The sequence below is a fragment of the Paraburkholderia kururiensis JCM 10599 = LMG 19447 genome, assembly GCF_003986935.1.
GTDB lineage: Bacteria > Pseudomonadota > Gammaproteobacteria > Burkholderiales > Burkholderiaceae > Paraburkholderia > Paraburkholderia kururiensis.
Genome location: NZ_RJZE01000005.1, coordinates 23,682 through 41,821 on the forward strand (window position 1 = coordinate 23,682; position 18,140 = coordinate 41,821).

19 protein-coding genes and 3 pseudogenes are annotated in these 18,140 nt (G+C 65.1%); 3 read left to right on the plus strand and 19 right to left on the minus strand.

Annotation, left to right across the window (positions count from 1 at the left end; translation table 11 throughout):
• Window positions 1-41: 41 nt before the first annotated feature.
• The 7 genes from PKKP23_RS07025 to PKKP23_RS07055 all read right to left on the minus strand — a co-directional run bounded on the left by PKKP23_RS07025 (window position 42) and on the right by PKKP23_RS07055 (window position 9,290).
• Window positions 42-1,445 carry a c-type cytochrome gene (locus tag PKKP23_RS07025; protein WP_240658804.1) on the minus strand — a complete coding sequence of 468 codons (1,404 nt, stop codon included), beginning with the start codon at window positions 1,443-1,445 and terminating at the stop codon, window positions 42-44.
• 10 nt (window positions 1,446-1,455) lie between these two features.
• Window positions 1,456-3,231, minus strand: coding sequence for a GMC family oxidoreductase (locus PKKP23_RS07030; RefSeq protein WP_126876370.1), 1,776 nt, complete (start codon window positions 3,229-3,231; stop codon window positions 1,456-1,458).
• 3 nt (window positions 3,232-3,234) lie between these two features.
• Window positions 3,235-3,954: a gluconate 2-dehydrogenase subunit 3 family protein gene (locus tag PKKP23_RS07035; RefSeq protein WP_126876371.1), complete on the minus strand. Its 720-nt coding sequence runs from the start codon at window positions 3,952-3,954 to the stop codon at window positions 3,235-3,237.
• Window positions 3,955-4,206: 252 nt separating this feature from the next.
• On the minus strand, window positions 4,207-5,760 hold the full coding sequence (locus PKKP23_RS07040; protein WP_126876372.1) for a methyl-accepting chemotaxis protein: 1,554 nt from the start codon (window positions 5,758-5,760) through the stop codon (window positions 4,207-4,209).
• 326 nt (window positions 5,761-6,086) lie between these two features.
• On the minus strand, window positions 6,087-7,598 hold the full coding sequence (locus tag PKKP23_RS07045; RefSeq protein ID WP_240658805.1) for an alginate export family protein: 1,512 nt from the start codon (window positions 7,596-7,598) through the stop codon (window positions 6,087-6,089).
• Window positions 7,595-8,509 carry a VOC family protein gene (locus PKKP23_RS07050; protein WP_017778220.1) on the minus strand — a complete coding sequence of 305 codons (915 nt, stop codon included), beginning with the start codon at window positions 8,507-8,509 and terminating at the stop codon, window positions 7,595-7,597. Before PKKP23_RS07050 ends, PKKP23_RS07045 begins: the two co-directional genes overlap by 4 nt.
• 94 nt (window positions 8,510-8,603) lie before the next feature.
• On the minus strand, window positions 8,604-9,290 hold the full coding sequence (locus PKKP23_RS07055) for a hydrolase (RefSeq protein ID WP_017778219.1): 687 nt from the start codon (window positions 9,288-9,290) through the stop codon (window positions 8,604-8,606).
• 262 nt (window positions 9,291-9,552) lie between these two features.
• Between PKKP23_RS07055 and PKKP23_RS07060 the strand changes: the two genes are divergently transcribed.
• Entirely contained in the window at window positions 9,553-11,136 is a 1,584-nt protein-coding gene (locus tag PKKP23_RS07060) for a Na+/H+ antiporter (RefSeq protein WP_126876547.1), read from the plus strand.
• Between the two features lie 129 nt (window positions 11,137-11,265).
• Here the strand turns inward: PKKP23_RS07060 and PKKP23_RS07065 are convergent, their stop codons facing one another.
• From PKKP23_RS07065 to PKKP23_RS34965, 8 genes are all read right to left on the minus strand, one after another.
• A complete protein-coding gene (locus PKKP23_RS07065) occupies window positions 11,266-11,679 on the minus strand; it encodes a hypothetical protein (RefSeq protein ID WP_126876373.1) in 414 nt (137 codons plus the stop codon).
• Window positions 11,676-11,807 carry a hypothetical protein gene (locus PKKP23_RS34810; protein WP_275094560.1) on the minus strand — a complete coding sequence of 44 codons (132 nt, stop codon included), beginning with the start codon at window positions 11,805-11,807 and terminating at the stop codon, window positions 11,676-11,678. The genes PKKP23_RS07065 and PKKP23_RS34810 overlap by 4 nt, the downstream gene beginning before the upstream one ends.
• Before the next feature lie 17 nt (window positions 11,808-11,824).
• Window positions 11,825-11,962, minus strand: a complete 138-nt coding sequence (locus PKKP23_RS34030) for a hypothetical protein (RefSeq protein WP_168724539.1) — start codon at window positions 11,960-11,962, stop codon at window positions 11,825-11,827.
• Between the two features lie 36 nt (window positions 11,963-11,998).
• Window positions 11,999-12,163 carry a hypothetical protein gene (locus PKKP23_RS33740; RefSeq protein ID WP_161978083.1) on the minus strand — a complete coding sequence of 55 codons (165 nt, stop codon included), beginning with the start codon at window positions 12,161-12,163 and terminating at the stop codon, window positions 11,999-12,001.
• A gap of 15 nt (window positions 12,164-12,178) precedes the next feature.
• Window positions 12,179-12,352 (minus strand): OmpA family protein, encoded by a 174-nt coding sequence (locus PKKP23_RS34905; protein WP_126876548.1) that lies wholly within the window; start codon window positions 12,350-12,352, stop codon window positions 12,179-12,181.
• Window positions 12,349-12,639, minus strand: coding sequence for a hypothetical protein (locus PKKP23_RS07075; RefSeq protein WP_126876374.1), 291 nt, complete (start codon window positions 12,637-12,639; stop codon window positions 12,349-12,351). The genes PKKP23_RS34905 and PKKP23_RS07075 overlap by 4 nt, the downstream gene beginning before the upstream one ends.
• Before the next feature lie 7 nt (window positions 12,640-12,646).
• Window positions 12,647-14,464 (minus strand): tetratricopeptide repeat protein, encoded by a 1,818-nt coding sequence (locus tag PKKP23_RS07080; RefSeq protein WP_126876375.1) that lies wholly within the window; start codon window positions 14,462-14,464, stop codon window positions 12,647-12,649.
• A gap of 231 nt (window positions 14,465-14,695) precedes the next feature.
• Window positions 14,696-14,953, minus strand: a complete 258-nt coding sequence (locus PKKP23_RS34965; RefSeq protein WP_420873199.1) for a DUF2827 family protein — start codon at window positions 14,951-14,953, stop codon at window positions 14,696-14,698.
• A 218-nt stretch (window positions 14,954-15,171) separates the two neighbouring features.
• Here PKKP23_RS34965 and PKKP23_RS07095 point away from each other — a divergent pair.
• Window positions 15,172-15,342: pseudogene (locus PKKP23_RS07095) on the plus strand (aquaporin); the annotation flags it as partial.
• A 3-nt stretch (window positions 15,343-15,345) separates the two neighbouring features.
• Window positions 15,346-16,263 (plus strand): hypothetical protein, encoded by a 918-nt coding sequence (locus tag PKKP23_RS07100; protein WP_240658834.1) that lies wholly within the window; start codon window positions 15,346-15,348, stop codon window positions 16,261-16,263.
• 30 nt (window positions 16,264-16,293) lie between these two features.
• Here the strand turns inward: PKKP23_RS07100 and PKKP23_RS34430 are convergent.
• The 4 genes and pseudogenes from PKKP23_RS34430 to PKKP23_RS07120 form a co-directional block, all read right to left on the minus strand.
• Window positions 16,294-16,701, minus strand: a pseudogene (locus tag PKKP23_RS34430) (recombinase family protein); the annotation flags it as partial.
• A 125-nt stretch (window positions 16,702-16,826) separates the two neighbouring features.
• Window positions 16,827-16,997 (minus strand): annotated as a pseudogene (locus PKKP23_RS07110) (IS3 family transposase); the annotation flags it as partial.
• Window positions 16,998-17,055: 58 nt separating this feature from the next.
• Complete coding sequence (locus PKKP23_RS07115) at window positions 17,056-17,403, minus strand: twin-arginine translocation signal domain-containing protein (RefSeq protein WP_176048882.1); 348 nt, start codon at window positions 17,401-17,403, stop codon at window positions 17,056-17,058.
• Between the two features lie 39 nt (window positions 17,404-17,442).
• On the minus strand, window positions 17,443-18,081 hold the full coding sequence (locus tag PKKP23_RS07120) for a DsbA family protein (RefSeq protein WP_017777578.1): 639 nt from the start codon (window positions 18,079-18,081) through the stop codon (window positions 17,443-17,445).
• Between the last annotated feature and the right edge of the window lie 59 nt (window positions 18,082-18,140).

An 18,140-nucleotide genomic window follows, 5' to 3' on the forward strand; every position in this document is an offset into this window, starting at 1 on the left:
CGCACGCCGATCTCGGCTCTGCACTGTCAATACGTCGCCCGTTATTCATTCTCCGCGCGAACGGGCAGCGCGGACGCATCGGACGTCTTGCGCACCTTGGCCACTTGCGCCGCCGTCACGGCCGACGCGCGGTTACCCCAGCTCGAGCGCACGAACGTCAGCACGTCGGCCACGTCGCGGTCCGTCAGCCGCTGCGCAAAACCCGGCATCGCGTAGTGTGCGGGGCCGGCCTTCGTCCATGGCATTGCACCGCCTTGCAACACGAGGTGGATCAGCGAAGTCGGATCGTTCGTGTTGACCACCGTCGACAGCGCGAGCGACGGGAACGTCCCGCCGTAGCCGCGGCCGTCCGTGCGATGACAGGCCGCGCAGTTGTCGATGAAGGTCAGCGCGCCGTTGCTGCGGTCGGCGCCGGCGCGCAGCGCCGTGGCGGCGGCCGGATCGGCCGTGAGCGCACGGCCCGACGCATCGGCAGGTGCGAGGGTCTTGAGATACGCCGCGATCGACGCCAGATCCTGATCGCTCATGTGCTGCGTGCTGTTCTCGACCACCTCCGTCATGCCGCCGAACGCCGCCGAATGCGCGGTGCGCCCGCTCTTCAGGAACGCGACGATATCGGCCGCGCTCCAGCTCGCGAGCCCGTCCTTCGCATCGCCGCGCAGGCTCTTCGCCAGATAGCCGTCCACAACGCCGCCTGACAGGAACGTCTTGCCGTCGTCGCTGAGCGCCGTTTCCTGCAGCGCGAAGCCGCGCGGCGTGTGGCATGCGCCGCAATGCGCGAGCCCTTCCACGAGATAGCGACCACGCGCAACAGGGTCGTTCGGCAGCGGGGCGTCGTCGGCGACGGTATCCGGTGCGAACGCCATACGCCAGAAACGCAGCGGCCAGCGCATCGACAGCGGCCACGGAATGTCCGACGCGCGATTGCCCTGCGAAACCGGCTCGACGCCGTGCATGAGGTAGGCATATAGCGCCTTCACGTCGGCCGGCTTGACCTTCGCGTACGACACGTAAGGCATCGCCGGATAGAGCGACGTGCCGTCTTTCGCTATGCCGTGCCGCAACGCGCGATCGAACTCTTCCAGCGTGTAGCGCCCGATGCCGGATGCCGCATCGGGCGTGATGTTGGTCGAGTAGATCGTGCCGACAGGCGACGCGATACCGAGACCGCCCGCGAACGGCTTGCCGCCCTTCGCGGTGTGGCACGCGATGCAATCGGCCGCGGCGGCCAGATAACGGCCTTTCTCGATCAGTGCCGCATCTGCGCTCGCCACAGCAGGTGTCGCGCTCGCTGTCGCGCTCGCTGTCGCGCTCGCTGTCGTAACGGCGGCGGCCGGAGCGGAGCTCGCGGCTGGCGCAGTCTGCGCCGATGCCACCGCCGCAAAACCGGCAGCAACAAGCACGGCCGCCGAAAGAACGGTCAACGTGATTCTGGTTGGGGTCATCGCCGTCTCCTTATGCCTGCACCAGCGGAGCCGGGTTCTTCAGGTACTGCTCACGGATCGCCTTCGCGGAGTGGTACGCGAGCGCGGCCACGATGCCGGTCGGGTTGTAGCCCATGTTCTGCGGAAAGGCCGAGGCGCCCATCACGAATACGTTGGGCACGTCCCAGCTCTGCAGGTACTTGTTGACGACGCTCGTTGCAGGCGACGCCCCCATCACCGCACCGCCGGTCGTATGCGTCGACTGATACACGCGCGTGTCGTAGTGCTGGCCCTTCTTGCGAATGGCCCGGAAGTGCTTCTCCGGCCGCATGGCTTTCGCCACGTCCTCCATGCGCGTGCCGATGTAGTCGAGCATCGCGTATTCGTTGTCGTGCCAGTCGAACGTCATGCGCAAGAGCGGCAGACCGTGCGCATCGCGATAGGTCGGATCGAGGTCCAGGTACGCGTCGCGATACGGCATCACCGAACCGGAAATGCCGATCGTCATGTAGCGCTGGTACGCGTCCGTGATGCCGGCCTTCCAGCCGCTGCCCCACGTGGGTGTGCCAGGCACGGTGGCCGCCTGCTTGATCGGTCTGCCCCCGGTGCGAATGTGGCGGATGCTCGCGCCGCCCACGAAGCCGAGCGGTCCGTGATCGAACTGGTCGCCGTTGAAGTCGTCCATGCCTACGCCGCCCGCGCCCGTGCCGATGAACGGATTGAGCTGCGTCCCCTTGGGCAGCAGCACATTGATGCCGCCGTTCATCTGGTACGCGTAGTTGCGTCCCACCACGCCTTCGCCCGTCTTCGGGTCGTACGGCTTGCCGATACCCGAGAGCAGCAGTAGCCGCACGTTATGCATCTGGAACGCGGCCACGATCACCATGTCGGCCGGTTGCTCCACTTCGCGGCCCTGCGCATCGATGTACGTCACGCCGGTTGCACGCTTTCTGTCCGGCGAAAGCAGCACTTTCGTGACGTACGATTTCGTGCGCAGCTCGAAATGGGGCTTCTTGAGCAGCACGGGCATGATCGTGGTCTGCGGCGAAGCCTTCGAGTACATGTAGCAACCGAAGTCTTCGCAGAAGCCGCAGAAGTTGCACGGCCCGAGGCGCACGCCGTACGGGTTCGTGTACGGCGTCGATGCATTCGCGGCGGGCGCCGGGTACGGATGAAAACCCGCTTCGCGCGCGGCCTTTTCGAACAGCGTCGCGCCGAGGCCGTTCGTGAGCGGCGGCGTGGGAAACTCGCCGGTGCGCCGGCCTTCGAGCGGATTGCCGCCCGCCTGGATTTCGCCATTCAGATTACCGGCCTTGCCCGAGGTGCCGAACACCTTCTCCGCGAAATCGAAGAACGGCTCCATCTCGTCGTAGGTCACGCCGAAGTCCTGCACCTGCATGCCCTCCGGAATGAACTTCTTGCCGTAGCGCTCTTCATAGCGCGTACGCAGCTGCAGTTCCTCGGGCAGCATCCGGTAATGCATGCCGTTCCAGTGAAATCCCGCGCCGCCCACGCCGTTGCCGAGCAGAAACGAGCCGTGCTGGCGGTACGGCACCGCGAGATCGTCCACGCCATGGCGAATGGTCACGGTCTCGCCCGATAGATCCTGGAAGAGCGCGCCGCGTACGGCGTACTTGAGTTCGTCGGCCACCCGCGGATAGTTCGCGTCGGTGGGCGTATCGCGCATCGCGCCGCGTTCGAGCGCGACAACGTTGAGCCCCGCATCGGTGAGTTCCTGTGCGAGGATCGCGCCGGTCCAGCCGAACCCCACGATGACGCAGTCCACCTTGTTCTTTTTGATTGCCACGTCTTACCCCCGCTTACCGTCGATCGACACCGGACCGTACGGATATTTCGCACCCGGCTGATCGATCCAGTCCATGAAGTCCGCGCGTGCGCCGGGAAACCCGACCATCTTCCAGCCGGCCATGTCCTTGTTGCCGCCGTAGATCGGATCGGAGAGGAAGCCTTCCTTCGTATTGCCAAGCAGGAACGAAAAGAAGGTGCGCGCCGGCACCGTCTCGAACGCGATCTTCGCGTGCTCGAGTTCGTGCAGCACCTGCTCCTGGGTCTTCGCATCGAGCTGCGCGAACGTCTTGCCGTACTGCTTCTTGCAGTGCTTCTCGCAGGCTTCGATGCCGTGGCGGTAGATGTCGCGCGGCGCGAAATTGATCTGGTAGCCCATCTCGGGCGCTACGTCGGGATGGAACGGCCCCTGCATGTACCAGAGCTTGCCGTGGCCGTACGGCGTCTCCATCTGCCGGTCGATGTATTCGGGCACGCCGGCCTTGAGGGCACCGGGACCGTGTTCGTCCTCGGGAATCAGCCGGTCCACTGCGGCGTGCAGGAAGATCCATTCCGCGTCGGTGAAATAGGCAGGTCGATACGCTGTTCCCTCGGTAGCGGAGGAAGAAGCGGCGTTGCTACAGGCGCTTTGCGTAAGCGTGGCGCCCGACGCGACAGTGGCGGCGGGCACGATGGCCAGCACCTGTCGCAGGAAGCGACGGCGCGGTTCCGGTTTATTTGACATCGGTCTTCTCGTGGGTTGTTGTGAAGTGCCCCGGACTGCGTATCAGCCTGTGCATCGACAGGCTGACGCAAGGAGAGCGAAGCATCGCAAGATGGCCGGCAACGGGCGCGCGCGTTGCACCGGCCCTGCCTCATTGATGCAGGTCGCCGGTCGCGCACACGCCGCGTTCAAACCATCCTCGGGCGGCCTTCAAGGCCGCCCATGCACCAGAACGTCGGCGGCATCGTGCGGCAAGGCAAGACATGCCGCCCTTCAGGCAACGTGCTCGCCGAGTGTGAACTGTGCCGCCGCATCCGCGAGCGTGCGCGCCTGGTCTTCGAGCGAGCGTGCGGCGGCCGCCGCCTCTTCCACGAGCGCGGCGTTCTGTTGCGTCGCGTGGTCCATGTCGTTCACCGCGACGCTCACCTGGCTCAGCCCGTGGCTTTGCTCCTGGGTCGCCGCCGAGATTTCGCTCATGATCGCGTTCGCGCGCGAGACAGCGTCGATCAGGTCGCTCATCGTGTCGCCGGCCTCGTTCACGAGCTTCGCGCCTTCGTCGATGCGCGAAGTGGAGTTGGCGATCAGGTCGCGAATTTCCTTCGCCGCCGAAGACGAGCGCTGCGCGAGCGAGCGGACCTCGCTCGCCACCACCGCGAAACCGCGCCCCTGCTCGCCTGCGCGCGCCGCTTCCACTGCCGCGTTGAGCGCGAGAATATTGGTCTGGAAGGCAATGCCCTCGATGATCGATGTGATCTCGGCAACGGCTGTCGAGCTCTGGCTGATCGCGCCCATCGTGTTCACGACGCGCGCCACGACGTCATGGCCGCGCCGTGCGATATCCGATGCGGAAGACGACAGCTCGCTCGCCCGCCGCACGTTGTCGGCGTTCTGCTGCACGGTGCTCGACAACTGCTCGGTGCTCGATGCGGTTTCCTGCAGCGCCGCGGCCTGAGATTCGGTGCGTGCCGACAGATCGGCGTTGCCGGCCGAGATCTGGCGCGTCGCCGTCGCGATGGCGTTACTGCCTTCGCTCAGCGTGCGAACAGTGCGCCTCAAGCTCGACTGCATTTCGGCCAGCCCTTCGAGCATGCGCCCCATCTCGTCGTGCGAACGCGCTTCGATCCGGCGGCCCAGGTTGCCTTGTGCGATCTCGCCGAAGTGCGCCACGGCATCGTTGACCGGCACGAGGATTGCCTTGCGCAGGAAGTACCAGCCGCCGACCGCGGCCGCGAGGCCTGCGACGATCGCCGCAATGCTGCCCGCAAGGAACAGCTGGTATTGACGCTCCGTTGCTTCGTACTCTTCCTTCGACTGGTTGAACTGGTAGCGCTTCAATGCGTTCGCGGCTTCCTGCATGCTCGTGTAGATCTTGCCCACGCTGAACATCAGCTTGAGGATCTGGTCGCGGTCGCCGCTCTTCGTCGCTTCGCGAAAACGCGCGAGTTCGGCTTCGGTCTGTTCGTACTGGCTGGTCACGCCTGCGGCAAGCCGGTCTTCTTCAGCGTCGCGCGGCAGCGAAAGATACTGGTTCCACGCCGCGGCCGCTGCGGCTTTGACCTCGTCATCCTTCTTGTACATGTTCAGCGCATCTTCGGAGCCGGGATTGATCGCCGCACGGTCGAGCGACGTGCGTTGCCGGCCCACCATGATGGTCATCTCGCCAACTGCAATGGACTTGGGCAACTGCTCGGAATAGGTGCGCCGGTTCGCGTTGTTACTCGTGACCATGCCGGCAATGCCGAGGGCGCCAATAATGACCAGCAGGACGCCTAAGAAGGACATGGCCGCAACCAGGCGGCCATTGATAGAGATGTGGGTTCGAAGCATCGTGACGGAGACCTTTATTACGTTCTGTAAGAGTTCCGTGCATCGACGCGACACGGCCCCACCTGGTTATCGGCCGCTTCCCCGACGTCTTTACAGTGATTGCTTAAACCAGCGCGGAAGGCACGCGGGCAAACGCTCCGCTCGCGATCGCGAGGTTGTCGGCAGGCGTGAATGAGGGGCGGGCAGTCCAACACATCGGACACCGAATGCCCCTTGCTTCATGAGCGCCTGGCTTGATTGATCGACATGAAAGACGCGCTGTCGCGGGCGGCAGATCGAAGACGATCCATGCGGCTCCATCTCTTCGCCGCAGGCACCCGCGAGTCCTACCACCCGTATTTGAGTTCGACGCCCGCGTAGTCGGCGTTGTGCCCGCCTGCCTCGCGTATTGTGTTGCCCACCTGGAAATGCACGGCTTCAATGGAGCCGATCAGGTTGGCCGCCATCGTCCAGTCCGCGCGCAGCTGCACGTACATCCCCGTCCACAGGCTGCCTTTACCCGCGGTGCCGGGCACCACCTGACTGCCTTGCTGGTACACGGCATCGCCCGTCGTCGCGCGCCATTGGAAACCGAGCGCACCCAGCAGCGCGAGGTTCGCTGTCGGCTTCACCGTAATGGAGGGCTTCACGTGGATCAGGTTCGAGTAACCGGTGTAGCTCGCAAGCGTGAAGTAATAGCCGTTCGGAAACAGCGGATTGAACGTCTCCACGCGGCCATCGTGCGGGTGCCGGTCACCCGACGCTGCATCGATCTGCAGGCCGATACGAGGCGACCACGGCAGGTCGAGCTTGTACCCGGCGATCGAGCCGATCGCCCACGCGCCGATCGTGCTGTTGCCCACCGTCCCCGTCTGCAGCATGCCTTCCACGTCCCAGTCGAAGCGGCCGTGCGTGCCCGTGTACCGCAGATCCCAGACGTCGCGACGCTCCGCGCCGACTGCATCCAGAAACCGGGCGTTGCTGCGGTTGTAGCGCGACCAGTAGCCGGAAAGGTCGCCCGGTCCTACGGACTGGCGCTCGAAACGCACGCCGCTGAACGTGAGGTCGCGGTTCGATACGTCGTCGAACGCGGTGGCGTCGCGGTATTGAACCGGTTGCGTCGCGTAGGCAATGAATCGCCACTTCTGGTATTCGTAGTCGGCCCACACGGCGTCGAACGCCTGCCGCACGTTCGGGCCGTCTCGCACGGAAATGAAACGCTGCAAGTCGAACGCCATCTCCTGCCGGCCCACACGAAACTTGAAGATGCCGCCGCCCAGCGCGCCGGTGTAGGTGGCGAACGCCTGCTCGAGATCGAGCGGGTTCTTGTCTACCGGCGTGACGGCGTCCTTGGCCCATGCGCGCGCGTCCTCCAGTTGCGCGAAGAACTGCCAGTGCTCGCCGACGCGTGCGTCGGCATGCACTTCCACGCGCTGAATCAGATACGTGTCCGACTGCGCCTTGCCGATGCCGAAGAGCCGTGCGTTGTTGGTTTCCATGCGCTCGCGCAGATTGACGCCGAGCGAGAGCCAGGAAGACGGTATGCCCGGCAACGGCATGTACTTGAGCGCATCGAGCGGCGCGCGCGGCACACAGGGATTCGCGAGCACCGACCAGTCTTCCTGCCAGCGATTGAACATGACAACCGGACGTTTGGCGCTGCATGCCGCAACCGGAGCAGCGGCGCTTCCCGCAGCGGCAGCAGCGGCGGCCGTTGCGTTAGCGGGCACCGCGACGGAATCGGCGAGCGCCGCGTCCGCGCCCGTCAGCAACAAGCCGCCGACGAACGCCGGAAACACCCTGCGCTTGTGCACGAGCCCAGCAAGGAATGCGGCAAAAAGCGCGTCGGCGGACTTCATTTCGCTGCGTCGGCGTGGATTTCGGCGATGTAGCCGCCCGGGAACTGGACGATCGCGGCATGGCGCCCGTCTGCCGTGAACGGCGGCACGAGCACCGTCACGCCCGCGGCTTTGGCCTTCTCCAGCGTGGCGTCGAGATTGGCCACTTCATAGCCGGTCGTTTCGCGGCCGAACGGGTACGGCAGATGGCCGTCGGTCGCGAGCACGGTCATCTTGCCGAAGCCCGACTCGATACGAACGCGGCGATACGTGTCGTCAGGCCGGCCGATCTCGATACCGGGCGCCTTCGCCTCGTCGGACACCACCTTGCCGTGCGAGAACTTCACGAAATCGTGCACGAGCTTGTTGAGGCTTTGCGGCGAAACGTAGACCCGATTCTCGGGAACCGTCTGCAGCGCGTCGTAGTGCGGAACCCGGTTATGCCAGTACAGCTGCATGTTGAGGCCGCCCGGCCAGGTCACGATGACATCGCGACCAATCGGATCGGGAAAAGTATCGACGATCACGTCCGCGCCGAGCGCGCGTGCCGACTTGACCGCCGCATCCATGTCGGTCACGAGATAGCCGGTGCGCTCCGCGCCGAACGGATACGGAATCGGCGTCTTGAAGCCAAACACGGAGATCGTGCCCGAGGGCGTGAAGACGAGTTGCGACATGGTCTGGCTGGGCGTGGGCGTGACCTGGAATACGCCCTGCTTCGACTTGCTGCCGCCGAAGGTCGCGACGAAGCTGTCCGTGAAGCGGTCGAAGTCTTCGGGCGCGACGTAGACATGCGTGGTGTCGTACTGCGGACCGACGGCAACGGCCGGCGGCGTGGCTGGCATCACGGGCGGTTTCGCAAACGACACGGGCGCGGCGACGAGCCCGCCCGCGATCATCAGCGCAACCAGTGCGCAGCGAATGGCTTTCATAACGGAGTTTCCTTCGTTGAGTACAGGCGCGAAGCCAATGGGACGCGTTCGCGCCGAACGCGTCCTGTCGGCTTCGGGAACAGCGGGGTCGCGATTACTTCGCGGGCACGGCGGCCAGTATTTCGTGCGGCACCGACGTGCGCTGCGCGGCCTTGTGGACCATCGTGTACGCGTAATCGACGCCCATGCCGTACGCGCCCGAGTGTTCCTTCGCGATGGCCATGACGGCGTCGTAGGTCTCGCGGCGCGCCCAGTCGCGCTGCCACTCGAGCATCACCTGCTGCCAGGTGACGGGCACGACGCCGGCCTGGACCATGCGCTGCATCGCGAAGTCGTGCGCGTCTTTGGAGGTACCGCCCGACGCGTCGGCCACCATGTAGATTTCGTAGTTGCCTTCGAGCATGGCGCAAAGCGCGAACGTGGTGTTGCACACCTCCGTCCACAGGCCGGCCACGACGACTTTCTTGCGGCCGTTCGCGGCCAGCGCGTCGCGCACTTTCTGGTCGTCCCACGAATTCATCGAGGTGCGCTCGAGCACCTTGTGATCGGGAAACACGTCGAGCAGCTCGGGGTAGGTGTAGCCCGAAAAGCTTTGCGACTCGACCGTCGTGATGGTGGTGGGAATGTTGAATACCTTGGCCGCTTTGGCGAGACCGACCACATTGTTCTTCAGCACCTGGCGGTCGATGGACTGCACGCCGAAAGCCATTTGCGGCTGCTGATCGATAATGATCAGCTGGCTGTTGTGGGGAGTCAGGACTTCAAGATTGGGATTGCTCATGGCAGAAATATCCTGTGAACGGGTGAAAGGAAGCCCCCGCGCCGAATGAACGAACGGACGGGCGGAGCCTCATGTGTGATGCGCCGGGAGAGTGGCCGTACAGCCGCACTTATTGGACACGCAAAATCGCGGGCCCGACAGATAAAAAAAGTTAATTAATCTGATTCAGGAAATCCGCTCTTAATTAATCTTAATGGGACCTCTCAGGTTCTTGAAACGCGATACCCTTTCGGGCACCCTCGCACCATCCGGCAATCTGCGCATGACCAACGTCGAGCTGTTCCATTACCTGCTGCTGTTGATCGCCGGCGCAAGTGCGCTCACCTGGCTGGCCGACCGGATCTCGATTCCGCCTGCGGTCGTGCTGTTGCTGGGCGGCTGTGTCATCGCCGTGGCCGGCAAGGGCGTGACCGGCATGGACCCGGACCTCCTGCTCGTGGCCGTGTTGCCGCCGCTGCTGATGTCGAGTTCGTTCTATACGGCGTGGAAGGAATTCCGCGCAGAACTCGGCACGATCGTCTCGCTCGTGCTGGGTGCCGTAGCGTTCACCACGGTCGCGGTCGCCTTCGCCGTGCATGCGTTCAATCCCGGCTTGCCCTGGGCCGCGTGCTTCACGCTCGGCGCAATCGTCTCGCCGCCGGACGCCGTCGCCGCGAAAGCGATCCTGCAGCGCTATGCGCTGCCGCCAAGGCTCGTGGCCGTCCTCGAAGGCGAAAGCCTCGTCAACGACGCGTCTGGTCTGCTGCTCTACCAGATGGCGGTTTCAGCGGCGCTCGCCGCTACTACGATTACGGTCGCGAGCGGCACAGGCCTCTTCTTCAAGCTCATCCTGCTCGGCATCGCCGTGGGCCTCGTGTGCGGCCAGGCGATGTGCGCGGTGCTGACGCGCCTCGTCGATTCGAAGCTCGGCATCGTCCTGACCTTCACGATGGCGTGGGCGAGTTACGGCGTCGCCGAAGCGATCGGCGGCTCGGGGGTGCTCTCGGTCGTCACCTGCGGACTCGTGCTCGGCATACGCCAGCACCGCGTGTTCAGCGCCGACATGCGGATCAAGGCCAAAGCCACGTGGGAAGCCATCGTGTTTGTGCTCGACGCGCTCGTGTTTGTGCTGATCGGGCTCGCGCTGCACGGCATTCTCGCCAGCGTGAACCAGGAAGGCGCGGTGGTCATGGCGGGCTTGCGCGTCGCATTGCCGGCCACCGCGGCGGCTGTCGTCGCGCGACTCGTGTGGGTGTTCGCCGCGATCTGGCTGCCGGGCCGTCTACGCGCAAGGCACACGGGAGGCCGCGCCTGGTCGCTCGGCGAAGCCGCCGTGATGGGATGGGCCGGCATGCGCGGCGTGGTCAGTCTGGCCGCGGCGCTGGCGCTGCCCGATCACTTCGCAGGCCGCGACGTGATCATTTTCAGCACGTTTGTGCTGATCATCACCACGCTCGTCGTGCAGGGCGGCAGCCTCGCGCCGTTGATCCGGTTGCTGAAGCTGCGAGCGCCCGCGCGCCACACGATGTCCGAGCACGAGACGCGTGCGCGCACGTTCGGCGCCTCGCTCGCGGCGCTTGCGGACATCGGCAAGCGCGAGGACGGTATCGAGCCGGCCATGCTCGCGCGGCTGCAAGCGGAATACCGCGTGCGCGTCACCTCGAACGAGAATGCGCACACCGCAGGCGAAGAGCGGATCGAACATCGGGCGCGCTTGCTGCGCGTCGAACTCGAGCTTGTCGGCGTCTCGCGCGACACGTTGCTCACCCTGCATCGCGCCGGCAAAGTCGACGACGCGGTGCTCCACCGCATCGAGTCCGAACTCGACCTGGAAGAGCTGCGGCTACTGCGTCTGCTCGAACCGTGACGGTTTAACAGGCCATCCACCGGCGTTCAGGCACGTCTTTGCATGGCCCTACCCCGCGTTTGCATGGCGCAGGCGGGTGGGAGCTCTCGTCACACGTCCCCGGAAAAGTCGCCGCGTGGCCAGAGCGCGTCAGACGTGCGGGTCATCGCGCAATCCATCGTGAGCCTCATGTACGTAACGCGGTCTGAACTGGCTGCCCAGCCTGAAGGCAGACATGCGCCGTGCCGGCAGACGCGGGCGCGAACGCTGCAACGCGCCGAGCTGCACGAGTTCGTTGACGGCATCGGTCCAGCGTCTGGCCGTAAAGCCGCAGGCCGCGCGCAGGTCGAGATCGGGAATGGGACGCTGCTGACCGAAATCGAGCAGCGGCACGACCAGCAGCGCGACGAGGAAAGCGTCGTCGCTCAGCGCGTGCTCGACGAGCCGCGCAAGAAAGGTGCGTTGCACATTCGAGAGCGCGGCGTGCAGCGTCTTGACCGACACCGCGCCCGGTATCGCGAGGCAAGGCATGGGTACGAAGCCGTAATCTCCGTAATCGCTCATGGCTGCTCCGCTTCGTTTGCGGTATTCGTGAACGGCCGCCACACCCGCGCGGCATCGCGGGGCAGATCACTCGCCACGACGCGTGCTGCCGTAGCCGGCATGGGACCGGTGATGTTGGTGCACTTCATGCGAACGGTTCTCCGTGTCAGAACGAGGCGCCGGCCTGGCAGCCGCCGGCCGCCGCGCCATTGGTTGCGTTCATGCCGCAGCCGAGGAGCGAACAGCCGGAGAGCGCGAGGACGGCCACGACGGCGAGCAGGTGGAGCAAGCGGTGCAGGATCATGTCGGTGACTCCGTTCAGTAGCTCGTGGCCGGTGCATCAGCGGGGAAAGACGACGGCGATGAGAAGCCTGAGAAACATCCACGCGGCGAGCACCGATAGCGGGATGACGAGCAGCACCGCGGCAATCAGCCAACCCACGCGCGGCAACGCGTGCGGGTCTCGCCCTTCGTGGCGCGCTCTGGTTGCGGCTTCGCCTCGCATACACGCCTCCCACGCTCAGAGCGGCACAAACTCGATGCGCCGGTTCGCAAAACGTCCGGCGGCTGTCAGCGTGCCGGCCACTGCACGGTCCGCCCCGTACCCTTGCGCGACCAGCGACGCCGCCGGTACGCCCGCATTCACGAGAAAGCCGCGTATGGCATCGGCGCGCCGCTGTGTCAGGGCAGTCAGGGCGAGCGGGCCATTGCCGTCGTCCGCGCGGTTTCCGTGCGCAGTTCACTGTCGTCGGTGAACCGCCAGTCACCGCACTGACCGCAGATGCGCACGCAGCCGGCGTAGATCTGGATCACGGCGTCGTCTCCCCATGCCTGCCGCAAACGCCGCAGCCACGCACGCTGTCTGCGGCTCAGGTAGAACGGCCAGTCGCATCGCCGTGCCAGGTGCGGCTCCGCCTGCAGGCTCGGAAAGCGAAACGCATCCGGCTGCATCGGGGCGGAACCGGCAAGCTCGTCTTCCATGGGCGCCTCACGCGGCGGTGCGGCCCGCGGCTGCGGCGTGCTCGCGGTGCTCGTGCGCCAGTGTTGCGAGGTCGCGCGCGAGCGCCTCGAAGACCGGGGACCACGCTCCATAGGCCGGCTGGCGATACAGCCGGGCGCTCGGATACCAGGGGCTGTCGCTGCGCCCGCTCATCCAGGGCCAGTGCGGATTCACGTCGAGCAGCACCCAGACCGGCACGCCGAGACCGCCCGCGAGATGCGCAACCGACGTACACACCGTGATGACGAGATCGAGGCTGGCCACGAGCGCGGCCGTATCGTCGAACGAGCCCAGTTCCGCCGTGTGGTCGACAAGCGCGAGGCCGGCGTCGTGCATACGCTCTACGTCTGCCGCAGCATCGAGCTGCAGGTTGACGAACGTGACGTCTTCGATGGCGGCAAAGGCCTGGGCACAGGCGAGCGGATCAACCGATCGCATGGCATTGCGTTGATGGTCGTGGCTGCCTGTCCATACGAGTCCCACGCGCAGCGGGCGGCCACGCCCCAGGCGGGCATCCCAGGCCTGGGTTTTCGCCGGATCGGCCTTGAGGTACGGCTCCGCGCCCGGCAGGTCCGCGAGGCCTGTGCCGAGCATGAGCGGAAGGCTCGCGAGCGGCAGATGGAAATCAAATGCGGGAAGCGGCCGCTGGTCGTGGGCGACGACCGCCGGCACACGATCGCCGAGGCTGCGCATGAGCAGCGTATGCAGACTGTCGAAGCAGCAGTAGACGAGCGTGCCGCCCTCCTTTTCCACGCGCGCGGCGATCGCCGGCACGAAACGCACGAACTGCAGCACGTCGCCATGCCCCTGCTCGCCCCAGACAAAGAGCGTCCTGCCCGCAAGCGGCTCGCCGTTCCACCTGGGCGCCGGCATGTTCGGCACGACATCGCGCAGTTCAGGCGAGCCCTGCCAGCGGGCCTCGTGGCTCTGCCAGCCCCGCGCGTAGTCGCCCAGCATGAGCTGCAGCATGGCGATGGTCCAGACGAGCGAAGCATTCTGCGGGTCAAGCGCAAGCGCACGTTCGGCCACCGCAAGCGCAGCCGGAAATTCCTGCCACTCGCGCAGCACGTACGAATACGTCTGCAGCGCGTTGACGTAGTTCGGCGCAAGCGCACAGGCGCGTTCGGCCGCCACCAGGCTGTCGCCGATCTCGCCCATGCGCAGCAGCGCGGCGGCAAGATTCGTCCAGGCGAGCGCGTGGTCCGGCTCGTCGGCGAGTGTGGCTTCCAGCAGTGCCTTTGCCTCCCCGTATTGCCGCAGTTCGAGGTGCGCCGCGCCCATGTTGTTGCGGAGCATCGGCAGGCGCGGATCGAGCTGCATTGCGTGACGATAGGCGTCCAGCGCCTGCAGATGATGGCGGTCCTGCTGATGCGCGAGGCCCAGCCGGAACCAGGTGTGCGCCTCTTCGGGCGCACGCTCGCAGCGAACCATGGCGAGGTTGCGCGCCTCGTCGGGGCGGCCGAGCCGCAGCAGCACGTCGATCCAGTCCACCATCCAGTCGTCGCCGCGCGCGCCCTCGTCCCAGGCGCGCTGGAACCAGCCGTTCGCGCCGGGATCGTCGCCGAGGCGAATGGCAAGGCGCGCGCGTTCGATCAGGGCGTCGACGTTCGCCGCGTCGGCATCCAGCGCGCGATCGAGCAGGTCTCTCGCCTCGTCAAGACGACCACGCAGACACCACAACCGGCTGCCTATCACCAGCTCCCGCGGCCGCGTCGAGTCCATGACGCGATGGGCATCGAGCAGTCGCGAGGCGGCAATCAGGTCGCCGCGCGCAATCATCCCTTCCACCTTGTTCAGCCAGGTCATCCGTTGTTCTCCATGCAATAGACAGGCGGTGTGCGAGCGCGGCGTACACGGCCTATGCGGCCTACGTGGCCAATGCCGCCATCAGTCCCAGTAACAGTCCGGCAAGACGCGCGCACCACAGCCGGTACGGTGGTGTGCCGGGCTCGCCCGGCTCTGGCCAGCGGCACAGGGCACACCGCGCGAGCGATGGCCCCGCGAAGAGCGCGCCGGCGGCCACTGCACCTGCCAGCATCACCCGCCCGACGGGCGAAGCCGCATGCCCGGGCGACACGTGAGACACCACCTCCTCCACGGCGAGCGAGGCTTCCCAGGCGATGAAGACACCCAGTTGTTGACGAGCAGCACCTGGTGCCGCAGCGGCGAGTGCTGGAACAGCTTGGACAGGTACAGCGCGTTCTGCTTGATGCCGTTGATCCACAGGCTCTCGGCGGCATCGCGCAGACCGATGGTGATGCCGATGCGCAGCCCGCGCGGGCATGGGCCGTTCATGTTTCCTCCCGGATGACGGTATGTGCGTTCATGGCCACCGAACTCGTCGTGGTCGACAGACCCGTGGACAACGAGCTGACACCGGTCGAGAGCGAGCTCACCCCCGTGGAGAGCGAGCTGGCCGTGGTCGAGGTCGAGGTGGACAGCGACGTGACACTGCTGTTCGTGCTCGACAGCCCCGTCGAAAGCGAGCTCACTCCGGTGGAAAGCGAACTGGCAACCCTGCCCGTTCAACCGCGCCTGCGCTCTTCGCCGGTCCCGCCGCGCTCGACCAGCTCTGGCTGTTCTGGACCTCGCCGCTTGCCGGCGCCATCGTCGCCGGGCTGATCTACCCGCTCGTGGCCGACACGCGGTCCGGCCGCGCACGCACGGGCATGGGGCGCGCCTGACCCATGTCGACGCGCCACCCGCCAGTGCCCGTTCCCCAACCCGCCCACGCGGGCTCCGCCGAAGTCACCGTCATTTCGTGCTTCGCGGAACCCGCGCCGGCGAGTCTCGAGAATCACCGGCACTACGCATTCGCGCACGGCTACCGGCATTGCTGGATCGACATGAGCAGCGGGCCAAGGGGGCCGCAGCTTCAGGCGCTGCACCGCTACGAATGCCTGCTGGCCGCGCTGGACGCCGCCGCAGAAAACCACCTCGTGCTGCTGCTCACGGAGAACGCCGCCGTCGTCTGGCCCGTTGCGCTATCCCGTCTGATGGAGGGACGAGACCGTCTGCTCGTGGCCACGTCCCCTGACTGCGTGCAGCACAACGTGCAGGTATGGCGCAATACGCCCGCGGCCCGCGCGTGCGTGCGAGGGCTCGCGGCGCAATGCCGGCTGGGCGGCGAGGCCTTCGTCAGCGAGAGCCAGCTGCTCGACGCCGTGCCCGCCTTGCCGTGGTACGAAACCATCGACGGCGTGTATGCGGTCATGCCGGCAGGGCCGAATGTCGATCCGCGCTGGAGCGTGGTGCCGGCGTTCGCGATCAGTCTGGACGCTGCGATGCACTCGCCGCCCGAGCTCGGCATCGTGCCGAGGTTTCGCGACGCCCTGTTCGGCCACATCAATCATTGCCAGCTGCGCGGCGAGGCGTTGTTCGATGCCGCTGCCCTGCCCGGCGACGTCGCGCCCATGCCCGAGCGCAGCACGTTCCAGCCTGGCCATCGCGTCGCACTCGTCACGCTCTATACGCCCGATATCGCCTGCTACGGACGGATTGCCGAAAACAGCTTCAGGCGCTACTGCGAACGTCACGGCTACGTTGGCCGAATGGTTCTTGAGAAGAGCACGTGCCTGTTCGCGTTGCGCGGCACTCATTCCTGACGGACGCCCAATGCTGCTGCCCCGCTGACGCGCAGCGGCCATTCCAGCGCGCGTCCGTTCACTGATCAGCCCGCGCTCGAATTCTGCAAGTGCCGCAAGCATGTGGAAAGTAAAGCGGCCAGTTGTCGAGCCGGTATCGATGTATTCGCTTAGAGAGACGAGCCGCACCTTTTGCTGCTCCAGATCGACCATGATGCTGGCAAGGTGCTGCAGCGAACGCCCCAATCTGTCCAACCGCCAGACCACCAACGCCCCCCCGCTGGCGACGGCTTCGAATGCCTGGCGCAAGCCGGGCCGGTCGAATCGTGCCCCCGAGATTCCTTTGTCGAAGAAGACCATATTGCATCCATGATCTCTTAAAGCCGTCAGCTGCATGTCCAGATGCTGTTCCTCAGTGGAAACACGGGCATATCCGATCTTTATTTTTTTGAATTGCATTTTTAAAAAATGAATTGGAACGGTAATTTTTTGGAAAACGCTATTAAATCTATCTTTCTTCAATCTCGTCCCAGACGAGCCGCACACATCGCCCTTCTCGCGCTTGTCCAGGGGGCGTGTAGCGGTCAAGTGATCCCGGACACTGCATTGAGTTCTTCTTCCGCAACGGCCGGCGCCAGTCCGTCATTGAACTGATGCGGCCGTATCCAGTTGTACCGGTGCATCAGGTAGTGGCTGATATCCCGGCGTGCTTCCTGCGCCGCCATATACCCCACTGACGGCAGCCATTCCGTCTTCCACAAGGATGTCGCATAGCGAGGCGAGAGATTCACTCCTGACGGTTGTCGAGCTCCGTCAGGGAAGCAGCGCCTGCTGCACGGGGTGGCTGTCGACGTACTGCTCCATGCTCAAGATCTTGCCGTCCTTGAGACAGTACAGGTGCGCGAAGATCAGTGTCTTGCCGAAGGCCTTGATGGCGTCGGCTACTGCGCGGCCGTCTGACAGCGAAAAGCCGCCGTCGATGAGGATGGCTTCCTTGGTACCGGAGAGCAGCACCGGCGCGCGGAAAAAGCCTTTTTCACCAGCGGGGAAATGCTTCCATTGCAACGGGGTGGCGGCGAGAGCGTTCGCTCCGGCGGAGGAAAGAGCGGCTACTGCGCCGGCGGCTGCAGCGGTTTGAATGAAGTCTCGGCGTGTCATCATGATGCCCTCAGGTAAAAGTCGAAATAAAGAACGAAAGCCTCAGGCTGCGACGAATTCCTCGATGAAAGCCTGTGGATTGGGAAACACAGTGCTGGAATGCAATAGCTGGCGCTGACCGCTCGTCTCCAGAATGAAGGTAGGCACTCCACGCGCATTGAACTGGCGCAACAGATCCTGTGCGTTGGCTAAACGTGCGCGGTTGGCCGCGACCAACTCGTCATCGGTTTGCGTCAAGCGCGCGGCCACCTGTTCGAGACCGATGGCCCTCAACACGGCGTCCAGCGTTTCCAGTCGTGTGATGTCCTGGCCATCGACGTAACGGGCTTTCTGAATGGCCTTGAGGGCTTCCAGTTCACGCTGCGGCGAGATCAGGGCAACGGCCGTTAATGCCAGGGTGGCGGCGCCACTGTCGAATCTTTGCTGGCGGTCGGCCAGGACTTTGCTGCGGTAGCGGCCGCTGAAGGGCTGGCCCGTCAGGCGCTCGATGCGCTGGTCGTTGCTCCAGGCATAGGCGGCGAAGCTGTCGTCCATCGAGCGTGCTCCTTCGCCGGAGAACAGGCCGCTGGGCAACAGTTCCACTTCCAGGCCCGGCACATCTTCCAGAGCCGCCACGGCGGCACCCGCGCCGTAGCACCAGCCGCACAGCGGGTCGAATACGTAGTACAGCGTCTTGTTCATGACTGGTTCCGTTTCAGTGAATGCGCTCATGATAGGGGTCGCGCATTGACAGAAAAAGC